This is a genomic window from Hansschlegelia plantiphila, from assembly GCF_027922265.1.
Taxonomy (GTDB): Bacteria; Pseudomonadota; Alphaproteobacteria; order Rhizobiales; family Methylopilaceae; genus Methylopila; species Methylopila plantiphila.
Genome location: NZ_BSFI01000022.1, coordinates 30,948 through 50,898 on the forward strand (window position 1 = coordinate 30,948; position 19,951 = coordinate 50,898).

Below are 19,951 nucleotides of genomic sequence, written 5' to 3' on the forward strand. Positions count from 1 at the left end.
CCGCAGTGCGGACCCGCCGGAGGCGCGCAGGCCGACGCGCGCAGCCTCGAAGTCGCTTTGAAGACCTCGGTAAGATGGTTAACGACTTTGGCGCACACTCCAAAGCAACATCGCTTCAAGGCAAGGCGCGCTGAGGCGCCGAAGTCCGCCGCGATGTCTCGTGTGTAACCGACCGCGCCGTTGGCGTTTTGGGGAAGCCGGTCGATGAGTGTAAGCGTTCGCGTCGCGCGCCGAGGCCGCCTGTTCCGCCGAGGGGCTGTCCTGTTTCTGACGGCCGGCGCCTCGGTGACGGCGTCGCTCAGCGTCATGTCCATCGCGGCGAGCGGTCTCGCGACCCTCGCGACGAACCGCCCCGGCGTGCTCGACGACTGGCGCGAGCCTCCATTCCAAAAGGACGCCGCCCTGCGGGCCGCTCAACGCGGCGCGGCGCTCGCCTCGCTTTTCGCTGAATATGACGCGGCGTTCGGCGCCTCTGACGTGGCAGGGCTTGGCGACCGGCTCGCCGCGCTGGGCGCGAAGCTCAGGGGAGCGGAGCCGATGGTCGTCGCGTCCGGAAACGCCTCGACCGTCGCGTCCGCCACGCCAAGGTCGGAGCGCGCGGCCGTCCCGACGCCCCGAGTGATCGCGATCCCCGACGAGGTAGAACTCGCAGGCTCGATCCCGCAACCGTCGGTCATCCGGCTCGCGTCCCTCGAAGACACGCCGCAGCCGTCGCCGGGGGGCGCCCCGGCCGAGGTCTCCGCCGCGCCCGCGGACGTCTCCGCCGAAGCCGCTCCCGCTCCCGTCGTGCCGCTGCCGCCGCTGCGGCCGGCCGATCTCACGCGCATGGCGCAGGTCCGCGAGCTCGCGCGGTCTCCGGCCTCGCCGCTCCGGCTCGACGCCGCGGCCCCCGCGCCGCGGCCCGCGCGACCGATCGCGCTCGCCTACGCGCCGTCGCCGGAAGCCGAGGGCGGACGTGGCGCCGGGGATTTTCTGCGGAACCTGTTGAGCCCGGGCGACGTCGCGAGGCCGCTTGGCGGACATGGCGGCGTCGCGGTCTACGACATCGAATCCGCCACCGTGCGATTGCCGGACGGCGAGCGGCTCGAGGCGCATTCCGGTCTCGGCCACAGGCAGGACGATGCGTCATACGTCCGGGAGAAGAACCGCGGACCGACGCCGCCTAACATCTACGATCTCCGGATGCGCGAGGCCCGTTTCCACGGCGCCGAGGCGATCCGCCTGCTCCCGCGGGACCAGAAGAAGGTCTTCAACCGCGACGGTCTGCTCGCGCATCCCTACATGTATGTGGGCGGCGGCGACCGCTCTCAGTCGAACGGCTGCGTGGTGTTCAGGAACTACGATCGCTTCCTGAGAGCCTTCAAAGCCGGCCAGATCGCACGGCTGATCGTGGTGCCGAGCATGAGGGAGCTGCCGACCTATCTGGCGGCGCTGTGATCCGGGTGCGCGGCCGGTCGCGGTTGGCGTAAGGTGGACCGACGGATTCTCGAACGCGGGACGGTCCCTCGATGCGTGCGATCGGACTAATGAGCGGGACATCCTGCGACGGCGTCGACGTTGCGCTGGTCGAAACGGACGGGGAGCGGATCGAGCGCTTTGGCCCGACCAGCTACCAGCCATACGGCGCCGCCGAACGCGCGGTGCTCGCGCGGGCGCTCGGCGACGCCGCCGCGCTCACTGACCGCACAGCGCGACCCGGATCGCTTGCGATCGCGGAGGCGATCGTCAACGGCGCGCACCGCATCGCCGTCGAGAGCTTTCTATCGGGAAACGACATCGACATGGCGAGCATCGACGTCGTCGGCTTCCACGGTCAGACGGTGCTGCACAGGCCTGAGCGGCGTCTGACCGTGCAGATCGGCGACGGCGCCGCGCTCGCCCGCTCGCTCGGACGACCGGTCGTCTATGATTTTCGCGCCGCGGACGTCGCCGCCGGCGGGCAAGGCGCGCCCCTCGCCCCGACCATTCACCCCGTGCTGATCCGCGACCTCGACCTGCCTCGGCCGCTCGCGGTGCTGAATCTCGGCGGCGTCGGCAACGTCACCTTCATCGGCGAGGATGACGCGCTTGTCGCTTTCGACACGGGCCCGGCGAACGCGCTGATGGACGATCGGCTGGCCCGCGAGACCGGCGAGGCGTTCGACCGGGACGGCGCGATCGCAGCGTCCGGACGGGTCGATGAGGAGATCGTGCGAAAGCTGATGTCGCACGCCTATTTCGACGCGCCCCCGCCGAAGTCGCTGGACCGCAACGCCTTCGACGCAATGGCGACGGATGGTCTGCCGCTCTCCGACGCGCTTGCGACGCTTGCCGCCTTCACCGCCCAGTCGGTCGCGCATGGCGCGCGGCATCTGCCGGCTCCGCCGGCGCTCTGGATCGTTGCGGGAGGAGGGGCTCGTAATCCCACGCTGCTCGGGATGCTCCGGGAGCGTCTTGGCGCCGACGTCATGACCGCTGACGAGGTCGGCCTGTCGTCGGACGCGATGGAGGCGCAGGCCTTCGCGGTTCTCGCCGTGCGCAGCCTGAGAGGCCTGCCGCTCACCTATCCCGGCACGACCGGCGCGCCGCGGCCGATGACGGGCGGGGTTCTGGCGCAACCGTAAGCGTCCGCTGACTTTCCAGAACCATGTCGCCCGAAGAGCCTTGAGCTCGAACATCGTCCTCCGGTCAAGCTGGAGGACGATGAGCGTTTTGGCCCCATGCGCTCAGGCGGCGTCTTCGCCGCCCGACGTGATCGCCGGAACCGGGGCGGGCGCCGGCGCCGGCTCGACCGCGCCGAGGCGCTTGTCGAGATAGGTGTTCACTTCGACCAGCAACTCGTCGATGCGGTTCTCGAAGAAGTGGTTGGCGCCGGGGATGACCGCCTGGTCGATGACGATGCCCTTCTGCGTCTTCAGCTTCTCGATCAGCACCTGCACGTCGCGCATCGGGGCGACGCGGTCCTGGTCGCCGTGGACGAACAGGCCCGAGGACGGGCAGGGGGCGAGGAACGAGAAGTCGAAGCGGTTCGCAGGCGGGGCGATCGAGATGAAGCCTTCGACCTCGGGGCGGCGCATCAGAAGCTGCATGCCGATCCAGGCGCCGAACGAGACGCCGGCGATCCAGCAGGCGCGGGCGTCCGGGTTCAGGGTCTGCGCCCAGTCGAGCGCGGAGGCCGCGTCGGACAGCTCGCCTGAACCATGGTCGAACGCGCCCTGGCTTCGGCCGACGCCGCGGAAATTGAAGCGAAGAACGGAGAACCCGCGGTTCAGAAACGCGTAATAGAGATTGTAGACGATCTGATTGTTCATCGTGCCCCCGAACTGCGGATGGGGATGCAGGATGAGCGCGATCGGAGCGCGACGCGTTTTCGCGGGGTGGTATCGGCCCTCGAGCCGGCCAGCCGGTCCGCTGAAGATCACCTCGGGCATAGTGGGTCCTTCATGGTCGCCGCGCGGGCCTGGGGTAAGCCGTTCAGGCCCGGAAGCATCCGCTGCTTCCGGGACGAGACCAGCGCTGCCCACCGGGGCGGTCTTGCGTGTTTAATCGCCTGTCTCTAGCACGGAAGGGCTCACCAAAAGCAAGGATCACGAGAGCCTGGTCCGGCGTTACGGCAGAGACAGGAGGCTGGAGGATCGATGACTGAGCCTCGCGTCTATCTTGACCACAACGCCACGACGATAGTGCGTCCGAACGTGATCGCGCTGATCGCCGAGACGCTTGGCGCGACCGGAAACCCGTCCTCCATCCACGCGGAAGGCCGCGCGAAACGCAGGATCGTCGAAAACGCTCGCAAACAGGTCGCGGCGCTGGTGGGCGGTTCCCCGTCCTCCGTGACATTCACGAGCGGAGGCACAGAGTCCTCCAACATCGCGCTCACTCCGTCGATCCGCGACGCCCGCGACCCGCGGCCGGTGACGCGCCTCCTGGTCTCGGCCGTCGAGCATCCGGCGGTCGCGGCCGGCGCCCGCTTCCGCTCCGCGGCGGTCCAGAGCGTCCCCGTTGACCGCCGAGGGGTGGTGGACCTCGAGAGCGTCGAGGCGGCCTTCGGCCGGCACGCTGTGGCTCGCCCGGACGAGCGCGCCATGCTCGCGCTGATGCTCGCGAACAATGAGACGGGCGTGATCCAGCCGGTGGCCGAAGCCTGCCGCATCGCCAGGCGGTTCGGGGGCCTCGTTCACGTCGACGCCGTGCAGGCCGCGGGCAAGATCCCCGTCGACATTGGCGAACTCGGCTGTGACTTCCTCGCGCTTTCCGCCCACAAGTTCGGCGGACCGCAGGGCGTCGGCGCGCTGGTGCGGGCCGAAGAAGGGCTGCACGTCGAGGAGCCTCTGATCCGCGGCGGCGGCCAGGAGCGCGGTTGGCGCGGCGGGACCGAGAATGTCGCCGGCGTTGCAGGGCTCGGACTGGCCGCCGAGGAGGCGAGGGCGGGCCTCGACGCCTTCGGGGGTCTGTTTGTCCTGCGCGACGCGCTCGAGCGCGGAATCCGGGCGCTCGACAAGGTCGTGGTCTTCGGCGAGGGCGCCTCGCGGCTGCCGAACACGTCCTGCTTCGCAAGCCCCGGCGTCGCCTCGGATCGCGCGATCATCGCGCTCGACCTCGCCGGGATCGCGGTTTCCTCGGGATCGGCCTGCTCTTCCGGCAAAACCAAGGCCTCTGCAGTGCTTGAAGCTATGGGGATCGAACCCAATCTGTCGTCTGGGATGATCCGCGTCAGCTTCGGCTGGTCGTCGAAAGCGACGGACGTGGAGCGTTTCCTTTCGGCATGGTCGGACATCGTCCGCAGAAGTGCGCGGAAGCCATCGGTCTCCGCCGCTTAAGTTAGCCGGAGGCGTTCCGCAGACGCCGAAGCCCTGCTAGAAGGTTTCCAACAAACGCCGCGGTCGCCCGCGGCGCCATGGAGCAAGGAATTATGCCGGCAGTTCAGGAGACAGTCGCTCGCGTCCGCTCGATCGACGTCGACCAGTACAAGTACGGCTTCGTGACCGAAATCGAATCCGATCGCGCCGATAAGGGCCTGTCGGAGGATACGGTGCGCTTCATTTCGGCCAAGAAGGGCGAGCCGGAGTGGATGCTGGAATGGCGGCTCGACGCCTACCGCCGCTGGCGGACGATGGCGGAGCCGAAATGGGCGCGCGTCGACTATCCCGCGATCCCCTATGAAGAGCTCTATTATTATTCCGCGCCTAAGGGCTCCTCGGGCCCGAAGACGCTCGCCGACGTCGATCCCGAACTGCTGCGGACCTACGCCAAGCTCGGCATTCCTCTCCAGGAGCAGGAGATTCTGGCAGGCGTCGAGCAGCGCCGCGTCGCGGTCGACGCCGTGTTCGACTCCGTCTCCGTCGCGACAACCTTCAAGGAAGAGCTCGGCCGGGCCGGAGTGATCTTCTGCCCGATCTCCGAGGCGTTGCGCGATCATCCTGAACTTGTACGGAAGTATCTCGGCACGGTGGTGCCGGCGACCGACAACTTCTTCGCGACGCTGAACGCAGCGGTGTTCTCAGACGGCTCGTTCGTCTACGTGCCGAAGGGCGTCCGCTGCCCGATGGAGCTCTCGACCTATTTCCGCATCAACGAGCGCAACACCGGGCAGTTCGAGCGCACGCTGATCATCGCCGACGAGGGCTCCTATGTCAGCTATCTCGAAGGCTGCACGGCGCCGATGCGCGACGAGAACCAGCTGCATGCGGCGGTCGTCGAGCTCGTCGCGCTCGACGACGCCGAGATCAAGTACTCCACCGTCCAGAACTGGTACCCAGGCGACGCTGAGGGCAAGGGCGGCATCTACAACTTCGTGACCAAGCGCGGCGATTGCCGGGGCAGGAACGCCAAGATTTCCTGGACCCAGGTCGAGACCGGCTCGGCGATCACCTGGAAATATCCGAGCTGCATCCTGCGCGGCGACAACTCTCGCGGAGAGTTCTACTCGATCGCGATCTCGAACGGCCGCCAGCAGGTCGACTCGGGCACCAAGATGATTCACCTCGGCAAGAACACGAGCTCCAAGATTATCTCGAAGGGGATCTCGGCCGGCCGCTCGCAGAACACCTATCGCGGGCTGGTGTCAGCCCACCGCAAGGCGACCAACGCGCGCAACTTCACGAACTGCGATTCTTTGCTGATCGGCGACAAGTGCGGGGCCCATACGGTGCCCTATCTCGAAGCCAAGACATCCACCGCGGTGTTCGAGCATGAGGCCACGACGTCGAAGATCTCCGACGACCAGATGTTCTATTGCCAGCAGCGCGGACTGTCGTCCGAGGAGGCGGTGGCGCTCATCGTCAACGGCTTCGTCAAGGACGTGCTTCAGCAGTTGCCGATGGAGTTCGCGGTGGAGGCGCAGAAGCTGATTTCGATCTCGCTCGAAGGCAGCGTTGGCTAGCGCAGGAGACGATCCCGGACGGCTTTCACGCCGAGCCGACATCGTGCGCCCTATATTCGGATGACGATCCCGGCGCTCGCTTCGCTCGGCCGGGATGATGAATGGAACCGGACGTAAAAATGTTGCTCTCGATCAAGAACCTCCACGCCTCCATCGAGGACAAGCCGATCCTTCGCGGGCTGGACCTCGATGTGAAAGCCGGCGAGGTTCACGCCATCATGGGCCCGAACGGGTCGGGCAAGTCGACGCTGAGCTATGTGCTCGCAGGCAAATCCGACTACGACGTCACGGAAGGCTCGGCGACGCTCGACGGCGCCGATTTATTCGCAATGGAGCCCGACGCGCGGGCCGCCGCCGGGCTGTTCCTCGCCTTCCAGTATCCGCTGGAAATTCCTGGCGTCGCAACGATGACCTTCCTGAAGACCGCGCTCAACGCGCAGCGCCGCGCGCGCGGCGAGGCGGAGTTGCCCACGCCGCAGTTCATAAAGCTGGTGCGTGAGAAGGCCGATGGCCTCGGCATCTCGACCGACATGCTCAAGCGCGGTCTGAACGTCGGGTTCTCCGGCGGCGAGAAGAAGCGCAACGAGGTCCTGCAGATGGCGCTGCTCGAGCCCAAACTCTGCGTGCTCGACGAGACCGACTCCGGCCTCGACATCGACGCGCTGAAGATCGTGGCCGAGGGGGTCAATGCGCTGCGCGCCAAGGATCGCGGCTTCGTGGTGATCACCCACTACCAGCGCCTGCTCGACCACATCGTACCCGACGTCGTCCACGTGATGGCGAAGGGCCGCATCGTTCGCACCGGCGGCAAGGAACTCGCTCACGAGCTCGAAGCCCGCGGATACGCCGATTACGTCGAAGAAGCCGCTTGAGGACCGACCACGCGATGAACGCGGATGTCCGCCCCATACGAACCGCCGCCGAGACCGGCCTGATCGAAGCCTTCGAGGCGGTTCGCGCCGCGCTGCCTGGCGGTGAGCGGGGAGCGCAGCTGCGCGACGACGCCTTCGCGACGATCGCGAGCCGCGGCCTGCCGAACCGCCGCGTCGAGGAATGGAAGTACACCGACCTTCGCGCCCTGATGCGCGAGGCGCGTCCCTTGGCTGGGCCGGTGACGCCCGCCGAGCTCGCTGCGGCCGAGGCGCTTCTGCCGATGGCGGACGTGGAAGCGCTGCGGATCGTCTTCGTGAATGGACGGCTGGCGCCCAGCCTGTCTCAGCTCGCCGGCGCGCCGTCCGGCGTGGCCATCTCGCCGCTCTCCGACGCCCTTGAAGGCGACGCGCCGCATGCTCTCGTCCTCGAAGGCGCGCCCGCGGACAACGCCCTGGTCGCGCTCAATACTGCGTTCGTGGCGGACGGTCTGATGATCGCGGTCGATGAGGGCGTCGCCGCCAGCCGTGCGATCCATGTCGCGAACGTCCAGACCGGGGCGGCGCATTCGTCCTACGGACGCCTTCTGGTGTCGGTCGGGAAGGGCGCCTCGGTGACCCTGATCGAAAGCCATTCCGGCGACGCCGCAGGCCACCAGACCAACACGCTTGTCGGCCTTGATCTTGCGGACGACGCCAAGGCCAATCTCGTGAAGCTGCAGGACGAGGGGCTCGGCACGCTGCACCTCGCGACGCTCGCGGTTCGGCTGGGCCGAAAGGCGGAGCTGAATTCGCTCGCGCTTTCAGCCGGCTCGCTGGCTGCGCGCCAGCAGATCTTCCTCGCCTTCAAGGGCGACAAGGCGACGGCGAACGTCAGCGGGGCCGGTTTCGCCGGCGCCAGGCGCCACCTCGATACGACGTTGGTCATCGATCACGAGGGGCAGGGCTGCGTCAGCCGCGAACTGTTCAAGACCGCTCTCGACGGCCAGGCGCGCTCGGTGTTCCAGGGCAAGATCGTGGTGCGCCCAGGCGCGCAGAAGACCGACGGCAAGATGATGGCGAAGGCGCTGCTGCTGTCCGAAGGGGCCGAGGCCGACGCCAAGCCGGAGCTCGAGATCTTCGCCGACGACGTCGTCTGCGGGCACGGGGCGACTGTCGGGGCCATCGACGATGAGCTGTTGTTCTACCTCAAGTCCCGCGGCCTGCCGCAGGTGGAGGCCGAGGCGCTGCTCGTCCAGGCCTTCGTCGGCGAGGTGATCGAGATGATCGAGGACGAGCCGCTGCGCGACGCGCTGACCGCCCGAGCCGAACGGTGGCTGCGGGAGCGCGACTGAACGGTCGACCACGTTACGGCCTTGCGTTCGCGACGGCAGCGGTTAGATCAGGGATATGTCCTTCGCCGAAGAGCTCTCGCCTGTCGCCGCGCCCTATGATGTGGAGCGGCTGCGCGCCGATTTTCCTGCGCTCAAGATGCAGATCCACGGCAAGCCGCTCGTCTATCTCGACAATGGCGCGTCGGCGCAGAAGCCGGTGCAGGTTCTCGACCGGATGCGGCGGGCGTACGAAACCGAATACTCCAACGTCCACCGTGGCTTGCACTATCTTGCGAACGCCGCGACTGAGGCGTTCGAGGGCGGCCGCGAGAGCGTCCGCGATTTCCTCAACGCAGCCTCGATCGACGAGATCGTTTTCACCCGTTCAGCGACGGAGGCGATCAATCTTGTCGCGAACGGCGTGGGACTCGCGGGGATCGAGGAGGGCGACGAGATCGTGCTCTCGATCATGGAGCACCATTCCAACGTCGTGCCGTGGCATTTCCTGCGCGAGCGCAAGGGCGCGGTGCTGAAATGGGTGCAGGTCCGCGAGGACGGATCGTTCGATATCGAGTCCTTCGAGGCCGCGCTGACTGAACGCACCAAGTTCGTCGCGATCACGCATATGTCGAACGTGCTCGGCACCGTCGTGCCGGTGAAGGAGGTCGTACGGCTCGCCCATGAGCGGGGGATCCAGGTCCTCGTCGACGGCAGCCAGGGCGCGGTCCATCTGGCTCCGGACGTTCGCGACATCGGCTGCGACTATTACGTGTTCACGGGCCACAAGGTCTATGGGCCGACCGGGATCGGCGTCCTCTACGGAAAATCCGAGCGGTTGCAGGAGCTTGCGCCGTTCAATGGCGGCGGCGAGATGATCCGCGACGTGACGGAGGAGAACGTCACCTATGGCGACCCGCCTCACCGTTTCGAAGCCGGTACGCCGCCCATCGTCCAGGCGATCGGGCTCGGCGCCGCGCTGGCGTACATGAAGACAGTCGGGCTTCCCGCGATCGCGGACCACGAGGCTGCGCTCGGCCGCTATGCGCAGGAGCGGTTAAGCGCGATTAATTCTGTGACAATTTTCGGTAAAGCGCCGGGTAAGGGCGCGATCGTCTCGTTCAATGTGCAGGGCGCTCACGCCCATGACGTCGCGACGGTGCTCGACCGATCGGGCGTCGCGGTCCGCGCCGGCACCCATTGCGCCCAACCGTTGCTGAAGCGGCTCGGGGTCACGTCGACCTGCCGGGCGTCCTTCGCCCTTTACAACACGACCGACGAGATCGATCGTCTCGCGGACGCCCTGACCAAGGCGCGAGACCTGTTCGCGTGAGAAAGGCTCGACCATGAGCGACGCTGCGACGGCCTCCAAGCCGGAAGAGACCTCCGCGATTCCCGCGGACGAGCTTGCGCGCCTGACGGACGAGATCGTGGGCGCGCTGAAGACGGTCTACGATCCCGAAATCCCGGTCGACATCTACGAGCTCGGTCTCGTCTACCGGATCGACATCGCTGACAGCCGCGACATCGTGATCGACATGACGCTGACCGCGCCCGGTTGCCCGGTCGCCGGCGAAATGCCGGGCTGGGTCGAGAACGCCGTCGGGGCCGTGCCGGGCGTCGGCAAGGTCGACGTCAACATGGTGTTCGACCCGCCGTGGGATCAGAGCCGCATGTCGGACGAGGCCCGCGTCGCGCTCGACATGTGGTGAGGCGTGGAGCCGCTGGCGGAGGCGAGGCCGTCGATCGACGGCGTGGTCGAGACGGCGGTCTATGTCGACGACCTCGATTGCGCCTCCGCGTTTTACGACGCTCTCTTCGGCTTCCCGCATCTTTTCGCCGACCAGACCATGGTGGCCTACGACGCCGGCCGCCGCAGCGTGTTCCTGCTGTTCAGGCGGGGATCGTCGGCGGAGGCCAAGCATCAGCCCGGCGGCGGCGTGATACCCGGCCATGACGGGACGGGGTCCCTGCATTTCGCCTTCGCGACGTCGGCGGACGACATTCCGAGATGGCTGCGGCGTCTGGAAGACCATGGCGTCGCGCTCGAGGGCCGGGTCGACTGGCCGCGCGGCGGCGTCAGCCTCTATTTCCGCGACCCCGACCGCAACCTCGTGGAGATCGCCTCGCCGGGGCTTTGGGCGAGTTATTGAAGGCGGCTCGATTTTCGCCGCGCCTCGGCTTATCTATGTCAGGTCGAAAAAGGAGTTCAGGCCGCCATGGCGTCCCGTCCGCGTCCCGCAGTGATGACCCTCACCGAACGCGCCGCCGCGCGCGTGCGCTCGATCGTTGAACGCTCCGACACGCCGCTCACTGGCCTGCGCATCGGCGTGAAGACTGGCGGCTGCGCCGGCATGGAATACACGCTTGATTACGCGGCCGAGCCCCAGCCTCTCGACGAGGTCGTGGTCGACAAGGGCGCCACGGTGCTAATTGACCCCAAGGCGATCCTCTATCTGCTCGGGACCGAAATGGATTTCGTCACCGAGAAGCTGACGCAGCGCTTCGTGTTCAACAACCCGAACCAGACTTCGGCCTGCGGTTGCGGCGAGTCGGTCGCGATCACGCCGGCGCGGCCGGAGACCTACGTCCCCGCCGCCTGATGCTGGACGTCGAACGGGCGGGGGAGCTGTTCGAAGCTTTCGGCCCGGTCCGCTGCCGGCCGATGTTCGGCGGGACCGGCGTCTACGCGCGGGATGTCATGTTCGCGCTCGAGGTTCGGGACGTCCTCTATCTCAAGACCGACGCGTCGACCCAGGCCGCCTTCCAGGCGGAAGGCTGCGGCCCGTTCAGTTATGACACAGCCAGAGGACAGCGGACGATCGCTTCGTATTGGCGCGCGCCTGATCGCCTGCTCGACGATCCAGAAGAGTTCGCGGTGTGGGCGAGGAGGGCGCTCGCCGTGGCGCTGTCGCGCAAGCAGCAGGCCCCGCGCAAGCAGTCGAAAAAGACCTGACGCGTTCGCGCCGCTGCAAGTCGCCTCGTGCGCGTCGAACAAGCCCATGAGGGGTGCGGCGCAGCATGGCCGACCCTATGTCTTAGTCAGACGATGGCCGGCCGACGCCGGCGTTCATAGTGCGGAGCCGCTTTCCCATGTCCCAGACCAATGTCGACGTCCTGTTCAAGCCGTTCACGCTTGGATCCCTCACGCTTCCCAACCGCATCGTCATGGCGCCGCTGACCCGCTCGCGCGCCGACCACAAGACCCTCGCGCCGCGGCAGATGAACGCCGACTATTACGCCCAGCGCGCCAGCGCCGGTTTGATCATCGCGGAAGCGACGCAGATCATGCCTGAGGGTCAGGGCTACGCCTGGACGCCCGGCGTCTATTCGGACGAACAGATCAAGGGCTGGAGGCTCGTGACCGACGCCGTCCACGCCAAGGGCGGACGCATCGTCCTGCAGCTTTGGCACGTCGGCCGCATCTCGCATCCTGACCTTCAGCCAGGCGGCGTCCTGCCCGTCGCGCCGTCGGCGATCAAGCCGGAGGGCCAGGCCTTCACCGAGACCGGCTTCAAGCCGCACGTGACGCCGCGCGCGCTTGAGACCGACGAGATTCCCGGGATCGCCGCCCAGTACGGCAAGGCGGCCTCGAACGCGATCGCGGCGGGCTTCGACGGCGTCGAGGTGCATGCGGCCAACGGCTACCTGCTCGACCAGTTTCTGCGCGACAAGACGAACAAGCGCACGGACCGTTATGGCGGCTCCATCGAGAACCGCGCACGCTTCCTGATCGAAGCGACCGAGGCCGCAGCCAAGGCGATCGGCGCGGATCGGGTCGGGGTGCGCCTGTCGCCGCTGAGCCCGTTCAACGACATCTCGGATTCGAACCCTGAGCCGCTCTTCACCTACGCCGTGGAGCAGCTTTCAAAGCTGGGCGTGGCCTATATCCATGTGATCGAGGGCGAAACCCAGGGGAACCGCGCGCCGGAAGGCGGCTTCGATCTTTCGGTTCTGCGCCGGGCCTTCAAGGGCGCCTATATCGGCAACAACAATTACAACTCGGCGCTCGCCGCCGAGCGCATCGCCTCGGGCGAGGTCGATCTCGTCGCGTTCGGTCGTCCCTTTATCGCCAACCCCGACCTTGTCGAACGCATCCGTACGGATGCGCCGCTGGCCGAAGGCGACAAGGCGACCTTCTATGGCGGGGACGAGCAGGGCTATACCGACTATCCGTCTCTTGCGGAGACCGCTGCTTCGAAGGTGGCCTGAGGGCTCGAACCAGCGCTGGCCCTAGTAATCTCGGCGCGGGCGACAGCGACTTGCCCGGCCATGATCCCGGAGTGATCCCGCTCAGGCGACCTTCGCGCGAAGGTCGCCTGAGCGCGCGGCTCGGCGTCGGCGTGAGATCTGCGTCGCGCGGGGATCGTCTTCGGTGACGACCAGGTTTCGGCCGTCGCGCTTTGCGGCGTACATGCAGCGGTCCGCCCGGTCGAGGATGGTCTGGGCGCTGTCGCTGCGTCGCCATTTGGCGACGCCGATCGGTTAAGTGGAGCGGAGACGGAAGTTCAGGCGCTGTTGCGCGTCGATCGCAGAAGAAAAGCCGGAACATGGTCGCCGAGCCCGAGCACACGCTCCTCGGCGCCCTGTGGAACGGGACGACGTTCGGCCGGACGGCGGCTTTCGACCTTGGCGGGAGCAACGGGCTCCTTCTCTGCAGCGACCCGCGCGGGACGACGCGGAGTCTTCGGCGTACGGACGGGAGCGGGGACGTCCTCCACCGCCACGGCTTCGACCTCGACAGGGACGGGGACTGGCTTGGAGGCGCGCGGAGCGGCGCGATCGGCCCCGCCGCGACGGGGTCCGCGAGCGGGCGCCGCGCCGCCTTCGGCGCCGCGGGAGGCTCCGCCGCGGGAGCGACCACCGCGCGGGCGGGCTTCGGAGGCCGCCTCGGGATCGAGCGCCGCGCCCTGCCAGGTGATCGAGGTCTTGGTCAGGCTTTCGATCGCCGCGAGGTTTTTCGCGTCGGCCGGCGTGACGAGGCTGATCGCGACTCCGCTGCGTCCGGCGCGGCCGGTCCGGCCGATGCGATGGACGTAATCCTCGGCGTGGATCGGGATATCGTAATTGATGACGTGGCTGACGTCCGGAATGTCGAGGCCGCGGGCTGCGACGTCGCTCGCGACCAGCAGCGCCACCTCGCCCGTCTTGAAGCTGTCGAGCGCCGCCATGCGGGCGCGCTGATCGAGATCGCCATGCAGCGCCGCGACCTTGAAGCCGTGCTTCTCAAGCGACTTGTGCACCACGCCGATGTCGCGCTTGCGGTTGCAGAATACGATCGCGTTCTTGAAGTTCTCGGCGCCGTCGACCGCGCGCCACAGCGCGTCGCGTTTCTCGGCGGGATCGTCGCTGACGGAGATCAGCAGCTGTTTGACCAGAGCCGCCGTCGTCGAGGGGCGAGCCACCTCGATCCGCTCCGGGTTGCGCAGGAACTGCTGGGTCAGGCGCTGGATCTCGGGCGGCATCGTCGCGGAGAAGAACAGCGTCTGCCGCGACGGCGGGATCAGCTTGCAGATGCGCTCGATGTCCGGGATGAAGCCCATGTCGAGCATGCGGTCGGCCTCGTCGATGACGAGGATCTCGATGCCGGTGAGCAGCAGGCGGCCGCGCTCGAAATGATCGAGCAGCCGGCCCGGAGTCGCGATCAGCACATCGACGCCGCGGGTGAGCTTGGCGTCCTGATCGCCGAATGACACGCCGCCGATCAGCAACGCCATCGAAAGCTTGTGATTCTGCCCGTATTTGCCGAAGCTTTCCTCGACCTGCGCGGCGAGTTCGCGCGTCGGCTCGAGGATCAGCGTGCGGGGCATGCGGGCGCGGGCGCGGCCCTGTTCCAGGCGCGTGAGCATCGGCAGCGTGAACGATGCGGTCTTGCCGGTTCCCGTCTGGGCGATGCCGAGCACGTCGCGGCCGGCGAGCACATGCGGGATCGCAGCCGCCTGAATCGGCGTGGGCTCCGTGTAGCCGGAGGATTCGACGGCGGCGAGCACCTTCGCGCTCAGTCCGAGTTCTGAAAAGGTCATGACGTCCTTGAAACGGCCGACAGCTAGATGGCGCGACGCGAGGCTCCGCGTCCGTCGCCTGGATCCCGCGCGTGTCATACCGCGGCGTCCATAATTTACGTTGGGAAATGAGGCTTTCGGCGCGGTTTGTCAATCGCCGGGCCCCGCGAACGCCTCATCGTCACCCAACCTGCGGCGTCATGGACGCGGCGGCTGCGGTGAAGATCCGCCGCTGGTTTGCGCAATGCGAACCGCGGAACGCCGCGAATTTCTTCGGCGGTTCAGTTCGTGGCGGGCCCGAAACGCACGTCGCCCGGCTCTCCGATCACCATCACCCAGGTGTCGCGCATGCCGTCCTTGTCGGGAACGGTGTCAAGGAACACCGTCACCCCCTCGTCGCCCGGCTCGGTGCGGACGTCGCCGAACGTGACCTTGGCGGCTTCGTCGTCGACCACTTCCTTGGTCGCGACCACCTGGCCGTCCGGCTCACCCAGCCACTGGACGTAGAAGTGCTGAGCGCCGTCCTGCGTCACGCCGACGACCCGCGAGAACCCTTTCTTGCCGTCGGCCTGCCACGGCCCGGCGACCCGGACCGCGAACACCCTGGCGGGCACGTCGAGCGTGTCGGCTGAAGGCGTCGCCTCCTTCGCCTGGGAGCCGCCTTCCGGCGGCGCGGGAGTCTCGGGCCGGACCGGGCCCGGATCGATCTTGTCGGGGGGCGTCGTCACCGGCGGCGCCTGCGCGAAGGCGGGCGCGGCGGCTGCTGTAAGGAGGAACGACAGGATCAGTCCCGAGCGGCGTCGCATGATCGGCTCTGGTGCTCTTGTGCGCATCACCCGGATATAGGGCCGCCCTGCGCAAAGGCACGGGCTGCCCGCCTCACACGTCGATGAGGTCGCCTGCGAACGGCGCGCGCTCCTGGATGAAGCGGAAGCGAGCTTCCGGCTTTACGCCCATCAGCCGGTCGACAGCGTCGCGGGTCGATTCCGCATCGCCTTCCGGAATCGCGACCCGGAGAAGCGTGCGGCGGGCCGGCGCCATCGTGGTGTCGCGCAGCTGCGCCGGCATCATCTCGCCAAGGCCCTTGAAGCGGCCGATCTCGACCTTCTTGCCCTTGAAGCGCTTGGCGAGCAGCTCGTCCTTGTGGGCGTCGTCGCGGGCGTAGACCGTGTCGCCGCCGTGGCTCAGCCGGTAGAGCGGCGGCACGGCCAGGAACAAATGGCCGTTGCGGATGATCTCCGGCAGCTCGCGGTAGAAATAGGTCATCAGCAGCGAGGCGATGTGGGCGCCGTCGACGTCGGCGTCGGTCATCACGATCACGCGGTCGTAGCGCAGGTCGGATTCGACGTAGCGGCCGCGGGCGCCGCAGCCGAGCGCGAGCAGCAGGTCGGAGAGCTGCTGGTTCTGGGCGAGCTTGTCGGCGCCGGCGCTCGCGACGTTCAGGATCTTGCCGCGGAGCGGCAGCACGGCCTGGGTGGCGCGGTCGCGGGCCTGTTTCGCCGAGCCGCCGGCCGAATCGCCCTCGACGATGAAGAGCTCCGAGCCCTTGGAGCCGGCCTGGCTGCAGTCGGCGAGCTTGCCCGGCAACCGGAGCTTGCGCGTCGCGGACTTGCGCTGGACGTCCTTCTCCTGGCGACGGCGGAGCCGGTCTTCGCCGCGCAGGATGATGGTCTCGAGCAGCCGGTTCGCCTGCTGGGGGGAGGCGGCGAGCCAGTGGTCGAAGGCGTCCTTCACCGCCGCCTCGACGATGCGCGAGGCCTCCTGCGTCGCGAGCCGCTCCTTGGTCTGGCCCTGGAACTCGGGTTCGCGGATGAAGGCCGAGAGCATGGCGGCGGCGCCCGCCATCACGTCGTCGCCGGTCAGGATCGCCGCGCGCTTGTTGCTGACGCGCTCGGCGTAGGATTTCAGCCCGCGCAGCAGCGCGATGCGCAGACCCTGTTCATGGGTGCCGCCCTCGGGCGTCGGAATGGTGTTGCAGTAGGAGCGACTGAAGCCGTCCTCGCCGTCGTCGGCCCAGGCGATCGCCCATTCGACCGAGCCGTGGCCGCCAGGCTTTTTGTGCGATCCCGCGAAGATCTCGGCCGTCAGCTCGCGGCCTGCGAGGCTCGCGGCGAGATATTCCTTCAGACCGCCCGCGAAGTGCAGCGTGGCGCGCTCCGGCACGTCCTCGAGATTTGCGAGCAGCTCGGGCGCGCAGGTCCAGCGGATCTCGACGCCGGAGAACAGGTAGGCCTTCGAGCGCGCCATCCGGAACAGCCGCGCCGGCTGCAGCCGCGCGTCCGCGCCGAAGATCTGGCCGTCGGGCAGGAAGCGCACCCGCGTGCCGCGTCTGTTGTGGACGGGGCCGACCTCTTCGAGCGGCCCCAGCGGAACGCCGCGCGAAAACGACTGGCGATAGAGCTTCTGGTTCCGCGCGACCTCGACGTCGAGCTTTTCCGACAGCGCGTTCACCACGGAGACGCCGACGCCGTGCAGGCCGCCTGACGTCTCGTAGACCTTGCTGTCAAATTTTCCGCCGGAATGCAGCGTCGTCATGATGACTTCGAGGGCGGACTTCTGCGGAAATTTCGGGTGCGGGTCGATCGGCACGCCGCGGCCGTTGTCGGTGACCGCGACCGAGCCGTCGGCCATGACGTCGACCGCGATGAAGCTGGCGTGGCCGGCGACCGCCTCGTCCATCGCGTTGTCGATCACCTCGGCGAACAGGTGGTGCAGCGCCTTCTCGTCGGTGCCGCCGATATACATGCCCGGCCTGCGCCGCACCGGCTCCAGGCCTTCGAGAACCTCGATGTCCGCCGCGGTGTACCCCGCCTCGGGCTCCGGAGGGGAGGCGGGCGGGATGCGAGGGCTTCTGGCGGCCGGGGATCGCCTGGGACTCTCCGGCGCCGCGCCTGCGAAAAGGTCGTTCGACTTAGCCATTCTTCGCCTGATCGTATGATTCGCGGCCGACATGCGACGGACGTCATTCTTGCATAAGCGAAGGGATCGCGCCGCCACAGGCGGCGTTTAAGACCCGAGGCCCTCGAATTGCCGCCAATCTGCGTTTGGATGCATAAGAGGCGGGCGGGCTGCAAGGACGAGTTTCGATGACGTCACACGTCAGCGGTCGCGCGCATCTGCTTCGCTTCTTCATGCGGCACGCGATCAAGACCCGCATGCACGCGACCCCGGATATCGATCGTATCCGAGCGTCGATGGAACGCGTGGCGCGATTCGCGCCGGATCGACCCAAGGGCGTAACCGTCAGAAAGACCGTGATCTCGGGCGTCGCGGCCGAGTGGAGCGCTCCCGTTGCGACCTCGACCGACCGGCGTATCCTCTATCTCCATGGCGGCGGCTTCGTCTCCGGTTCGCCGAGGACGCATCGCGGCATCGCGGGCCGGCTCGCTCGCGGAGCAGCGGCCCGGGTCGTAGTGCCGGACTACCGGCTGGCGCCTGAGCACCCGTTTCCGGCGGCTCTCGACGACGCCGCCGCGGTCTATCGCGCGCTGCTCGATCACGGCGTGCCGCCTGCGCGGATCGCCGTCGTCGGCGATTCCGCCGGCGGCAATCTGACGTTCGCCTTGCTTCTGAAGCTCAAGGCGGAGGGCGCGCCGATGCCGGCAGCCGCGGTCGGCATGTCGCCCTTTGTCGACATGACCGGGAGCGGAGAGAGCCTGCTCACCAACGCCGCGCTCGACCCGTTGCTCCACGCCGCCGGCTTCCCGTCCGTCGTCAGCGCCTATGCGCCGGGCCTCGATCCCGCAAATCCGCTGCTCTCGCCATTGTTCGGCGACCTCGCGGGGCTGCCTCCCTGCCTCATCCAGTGCGGCAGCGACGAGATCCTGCTCGACGACGCGGTGCGCCTCCAGCGCGCGCTGGAGGCCGCAGGGGTTTCCGCCGAACTCGAGGTCTGGACCCAGATGCCGCATGTCTGGCAGGTCTTCGCGCGCCTGATCCCGGAAGCGAAGACGGCGATCGACCGCATCTCTCAGTTTCTGCGGGCGCGGCTGGGCGAGGGCGAGCACATGGGCAAGGCGGCCTGAGCGGAGCGCCGGCGTCTTCGAAGTCGAAACGGAGAGCTTCGAAAAGGCCGGGCCGCTGAGGGCCTGCTAGCTCGGTTTCCCGGTCGGCTTGTCGGTCGCGACAGCGACCGCGAGATTATCGGCGAGGTCCCGCAACACCAGAATAAGGTCTTCGAGCTGCCTGGCCGTCGCCACCAGCTGGACCGCGTCGCTGGTCCGCATCGTCGGGTCGAGCGCGAACTCGATCCTGAGCATTCCGGCCATGCCGTCGGTCATGGCGGCGGTTTCGTAGCCGACGATCGGATTGATCGCGAGGCCCCCGCCGGGATGCCGCTTCCAGTCCTTGAGAGCCACTTGGCAAATCCGATCACGATGAACGTGGCGGACGTAATCAGGGATGGCTCGCGGCGGCAAGGAGACGGCTGGCCGGGGCGGCTTCTGATGCACTACTGCGAGCGCCTGGGCCTCGCTCCTACGCCGCACCGCGATTCATTCAGCGGCTCTGCGCTCGGCCGCCTTCGCCTCGTTCCACAGCCCGTCCATCTCGGTGAGGTCGCTGTCGGCGGGGGTTCTGCCCTCCGCCGCAAGGGCCCGCTCGATCGAACGGAAGCGGCGCTCGAACTTGGCGTTTGAGCGGCGGATCGCCGCTTCCGGATCGACGCCGGCGTGACGGGCGAGGTTCGCGACCGCGCACAGAAGGTCGCCGATCTCGTCCTCGATCGCGTCCGTGTCCCCGGAGGCCACGGCCTCGGCGACCTCGTCGGCCTCCTCGCGGACCTTGCCGACGACGAGCGCGACATCGTCCCAGTCGAAACCGACGGCTGCGGCCTTCTCCTGCAGCTTGGTCGCGCGCGTGAGGCCGGGCAGGGCGACCGCCACCCCGTCGAGCAGACTTCCGGGGCCGTCGGCGGTCTCGCCACGGGCGGTCTTCTCTCCGGCTTTGACCGTCGCCCAGAGGCGCTTCACCTCGTCGGCCGAGAGATCGCGCGCGTCGCCGAAGACGTGCGGATGGCGGCGGATGAGCTTGGCGGTGATCGCCTCGACCACGTCGGGGAAGGAGAACGAGCCCTGTTCCTCGGCCATGCGCGCATGGGACACGACCTGCAGCAGCAAGTCGCCCAACTCGTCGCGGAGTTCGGAGACGTCGCCGCGGGCGATCGCGTCCGCAACCTCGTAGGCCTCTTCGACCGTATAGGGCGCGATGGTCGCAAAGGTCTGTTCGAGGTCCCACGGGCAGCCGGTGCCCGGCGTTCGAAGCGCGGCCATGATCTCGATGAGACCGGCAATGTCCCTGGACGGCGTCATGAGGAGCTCCGGCTGGATGCGCCGAGGTGGCGCCGCTGCGGCCCAGGGGTCAAGACCCCGATCCGCCGTTCGCGCGGCTCCCTCACTTTTTTGCTGCGCC

General features: G+C 67.7%; 19 protein-coding genes. 13 read left to right on the forward strand and 6 right to left on the reverse strand.

Annotation, left to right across the window (positions count from 1 at the left end; genetic code table 11):
* The first annotated feature begins 204 nt into the window (after nucleotides 1-204).
* Together PKE75_RS15690 and PKE75_RS15695 are read left to right on the forward strand one after the other, a co-directional pair.
* Nucleotides 205-1,437: a DUF2778 domain-containing protein gene (locus PKE75_RS15690; RefSeq protein WP_271169685.1), complete on the forward strand. Its 1,233-nt coding sequence runs from the start codon at nucleotides 205-207 to the stop codon at nucleotides 1,435-1,437.
* Nucleotides 1,438-1,508: 71 nt separating this feature from the next.
* On the forward strand, nucleotides 1,509-2,603 hold the full coding sequence (locus PKE75_RS15695) for an anhydro-N-acetylmuramic acid kinase (protein ID WP_271169686.1): 1,095 nt from the start codon (nucleotides 1,509-1,511) through the stop codon (nucleotides 2,601-2,603).
* Between the two features lie 102 nt (nucleotides 2,604-2,705).
* Here the strand turns inward: PKE75_RS15695 and PKE75_RS15700 are convergent, their stop codons facing one another.
* Entirely contained in the window at nucleotides 2,706-3,410 is a 705-nt protein-coding gene (locus tag PKE75_RS15700) for an alpha/beta hydrolase (RefSeq protein WP_271169687.1), read from the reverse strand.
* Between the two features lie 207 nt (nucleotides 3,411-3,617).
* Here PKE75_RS15700 and PKE75_RS15705 point away from each other — a divergent pair, with 207 nt between their 5' ends.
* The 10 genes from PKE75_RS15705 (at nucleotide 3,618) to PKE75_RS15750 (ending at nucleotide 12,752) form a co-directional block, all read left to right on the forward strand.
* Nucleotides 3,618-4,799 (forward strand): cysteine desulfurase family protein, encoded by a 1,182-nt coding sequence (locus PKE75_RS15705; RefSeq protein WP_271169688.1) that lies wholly within the window; start codon nucleotides 3,618-3,620, stop codon nucleotides 4,797-4,799.
* Nucleotides 4,800-4,891: 92 nt separating this feature from the next.
* Nucleotides 4,892-6,361: a Fe-S cluster assembly protein SufB gene (gene sufB / locus PKE75_RS15710; protein WP_271169689.1), complete on the forward strand. Its 1,470-nt coding sequence runs from the start codon at nucleotides 4,892-4,894 to the stop codon at nucleotides 6,359-6,361.
* Nucleotides 6,362-6,483: 122 nt separating this feature from the next.
* Complete coding sequence (gene sufC, locus PKE75_RS15715; protein ID WP_271169857.1) at nucleotides 6,484-7,233, forward strand: Fe-S cluster assembly ATPase SufC; 750 nt, start codon at nucleotides 6,484-6,486, stop codon at nucleotides 7,231-7,233.
* Nucleotides 7,230-8,564 carry a Fe-S cluster assembly protein SufD gene (gene sufD / locus PKE75_RS15720; RefSeq protein WP_271169690.1) on the forward strand — a complete coding sequence of 445 codons (1,335 nt, stop codon included), beginning with the start codon at nucleotides 7,230-7,232 and terminating at the stop codon, nucleotides 8,562-8,564. Before sufC ends, sufD begins: the two co-directional genes overlap by 4 nt.
* A gap of 55 nt (nucleotides 8,565-8,619) precedes the next feature.
* A complete protein-coding gene (locus PKE75_RS15725) occupies nucleotides 8,620-9,873 on the forward strand; it encodes a cysteine desulfurase (RefSeq protein WP_271169691.1) in 1,254 nt (417 codons plus the stop codon).
* 13 nt (nucleotides 9,874-9,886) lie between these two features.
* Nucleotides 9,887-10,252: an SUF system Fe-S cluster assembly protein gene (locus PKE75_RS15730; RefSeq protein ID WP_271169692.1), complete on the forward strand. Its 366-nt coding sequence runs from the start codon at nucleotides 9,887-9,889 to the stop codon at nucleotides 10,250-10,252.
* A 3-nt stretch (nucleotides 10,253-10,255) separates the two neighbouring features.
* Nucleotides 10,256-10,693 (forward strand): VOC family protein, encoded by a 438-nt coding sequence (locus PKE75_RS15735; RefSeq protein WP_271169693.1) that lies wholly within the window; start codon nucleotides 10,256-10,258, stop codon nucleotides 10,691-10,693.
* 66 nt (nucleotides 10,694-10,759) lie between these two features.
* Nucleotides 10,760-11,143, forward strand: a complete 384-nt coding sequence (locus PKE75_RS15740) for a HesB/IscA family protein (protein WP_271169694.1) — start codon at nucleotides 10,760-10,762, stop codon at nucleotides 11,141-11,143.
* The gene (locus PKE75_RS15745) at nucleotides 11,143-11,496 is read left to right on the forward strand and encodes a TfoX/Sxy family protein (protein ID WP_271169695.1); all 354 of its coding nucleotides are present in this window, start codon (nucleotides 11,143-11,145) and stop codon (nucleotides 11,494-11,496) included. The genes PKE75_RS15740 and PKE75_RS15745 overlap by 1 nt, the downstream gene beginning before the upstream one ends.
* Before the next feature lie 137 nt (nucleotides 11,497-11,633).
* The gene (locus PKE75_RS15750; RefSeq protein WP_271169696.1) at nucleotides 11,634-12,752 is read left to right on the forward strand and encodes an alkene reductase; all 1,119 of its coding nucleotides are present in this window, start codon (nucleotides 11,634-11,636) and stop codon (nucleotides 12,750-12,752) included.
* Nucleotides 12,753-13,048: 296 nt separating this feature from the next.
* On the opposite strand, the gene PKE75_RS15755 is transcribed toward PKE75_RS15750, so the two are convergent.
* From PKE75_RS15755 to parE, 3 genes are all read right to left on the reverse strand, one after another.
* Nucleotides 13,049-14,563, reverse strand: a complete 1,515-nt coding sequence (locus tag PKE75_RS15755; RefSeq protein WP_271169697.1) for a DEAD/DEAH box helicase — start codon at nucleotides 14,561-14,563, stop codon at nucleotides 13,049-13,051.
* 260 nt (nucleotides 14,564-14,823) lie between these two features.
* Nucleotides 14,824-15,348: a hypothetical protein gene (locus PKE75_RS15760; protein ID WP_271169698.1), complete on the reverse strand. Its 525-nt coding sequence runs from the start codon at nucleotides 15,346-15,348 to the stop codon at nucleotides 14,824-14,826.
* Nucleotides 15,349-15,421: 73 nt separating this feature from the next.
* Nucleotides 15,422-17,461 carry a DNA topoisomerase IV subunit B gene (gene parE, locus PKE75_RS15765; RefSeq protein ID WP_271169699.1) on the reverse strand — a complete coding sequence of 680 codons (2,040 nt, stop codon included), beginning with the start codon at nucleotides 17,459-17,461 and terminating at the stop codon, nucleotides 15,422-15,424.
* A gap of 167 nt (nucleotides 17,462-17,628) precedes the next feature.
* On the opposite strand from parE, the gene PKE75_RS15770 reads away from it, so the two are divergent.
* Nucleotides 17,629-18,567 (forward strand): alpha/beta hydrolase, encoded by a 939-nt coding sequence (locus PKE75_RS15770; RefSeq protein ID WP_271169700.1) that lies wholly within the window; start codon nucleotides 17,629-17,631, stop codon nucleotides 18,565-18,567.
* 66 nt (nucleotides 18,568-18,633) lie between these two features.
* On the opposite strand, the gene PKE75_RS15775 is transcribed toward PKE75_RS15770, so the two are convergent.
* Together PKE75_RS15775 and mazG are read right to left on the reverse strand one after the other, a co-directional pair.
* Nucleotides 18,634-18,900, reverse strand: a complete 267-nt coding sequence (locus tag PKE75_RS15775; RefSeq protein WP_271169701.1) for a hypothetical protein — start codon at nucleotides 18,898-18,900, stop codon at nucleotides 18,634-18,636.
* A gap of 135 nt (nucleotides 18,901-19,035) precedes the next feature.
* Nucleotides 19,036-19,851, reverse strand: a complete 816-nt coding sequence (mazG, locus tag PKE75_RS15780) for a nucleoside triphosphate pyrophosphohydrolase (RefSeq protein WP_271169702.1) — start codon at nucleotides 19,849-19,851, stop codon at nucleotides 19,036-19,038.
* Nucleotides 19,852-19,951: the final 100 nt, after the last annotated feature.

Coding starts and splice junctions, on each gene's coding strand:
- PKE75_RS15690 (WP_271169685.1), top strand. CDS start 205: ATGAGTGTAAGCGTTCGCGTCGCGCGCCGAGGCCGCCTGTTCCGCCGA.
- PKE75_RS15695 (WP_271169686.1), top strand. CDS start 1,509: ATGCGTGCGATCGGACTAATGAGCGGGACATCCTGCGACGGCGTCGAC.
- PKE75_RS15700 (WP_271169687.1), bottom strand. CDS start 3,410: ATGCCCGAGGTGATCTTCAGCGGACCGGCTGGCCGGCTCGAGGGCCGA.
- PKE75_RS15705 (WP_271169688.1), top strand. CDS start 3,618: ATGACTGAGCCTCGCGTCTATCTTGACCACAACGCCACGACGATAGTG.
- sufB (WP_271169689.1), top strand. CDS start 4,892: ATGCCGGCAGTTCAGGAGACAGTCGCTCGCGTCCGCTCGATCGACGTC.
- PKE75_RS15725 (WP_271169691.1), top strand. CDS start 8,620: ATGTCCTTCGCCGAAGAGCTCTCGCCTGTCGCCGCGCCCTATGATGTG.
- PKE75_RS15730 (WP_271169692.1), top strand. CDS start 9,887: ATGAGCGACGCTGCGACGGCCTCCAAGCCGGAAGAGACCTCCGCGATT.
- PKE75_RS15740 (WP_271169694.1), top strand. CDS start 10,760: ATGGCGTCCCGTCCGCGTCCCGCAGTGATGACCCTCACCGAACGCGCC.
- PKE75_RS15745 (WP_271169695.1), top strand. CDS start 11,143: ATGCTGGACGTCGAACGGGCGGGGGAGCTGTTCGAAGCTTTCGGCCCG.
- PKE75_RS15750 (WP_271169696.1), top strand. CDS start 11,634: ATGTCCCAGACCAATGTCGACGTCCTGTTCAAGCCGTTCACGCTTGGA.
- PKE75_RS15755 (WP_271169697.1), bottom strand. CDS start 14,563: ATGACCTTTTCAGAACTCGGACTGAGCGCGAAGGTGCTCGCCGCCGTC.
- PKE75_RS15760 (WP_271169698.1), bottom strand. CDS start 15,348: ATGCGACGCCGCTCGGGACTGATCCTGTCGTTCCTCCTTACAGCAGCC.
- parE (WP_271169699.1), bottom strand. CDS start 17,461: ATGGCTAAGTCGAACGACCTTTTCGCAGGCGCGGCGCCGGAGAGTCCC.
- PKE75_RS15770 (WP_271169700.1), top strand. CDS start 17,629: ATGACGTCACACGTCAGCGGTCGCGCGCATCTGCTTCGCTTCTTCATG.
- mazG (WP_271169702.1), bottom strand. CDS start 19,851: ATGACGCCGTCCAGGGACATTGCCGGTCTCATCGAGATCATGGCCGCG.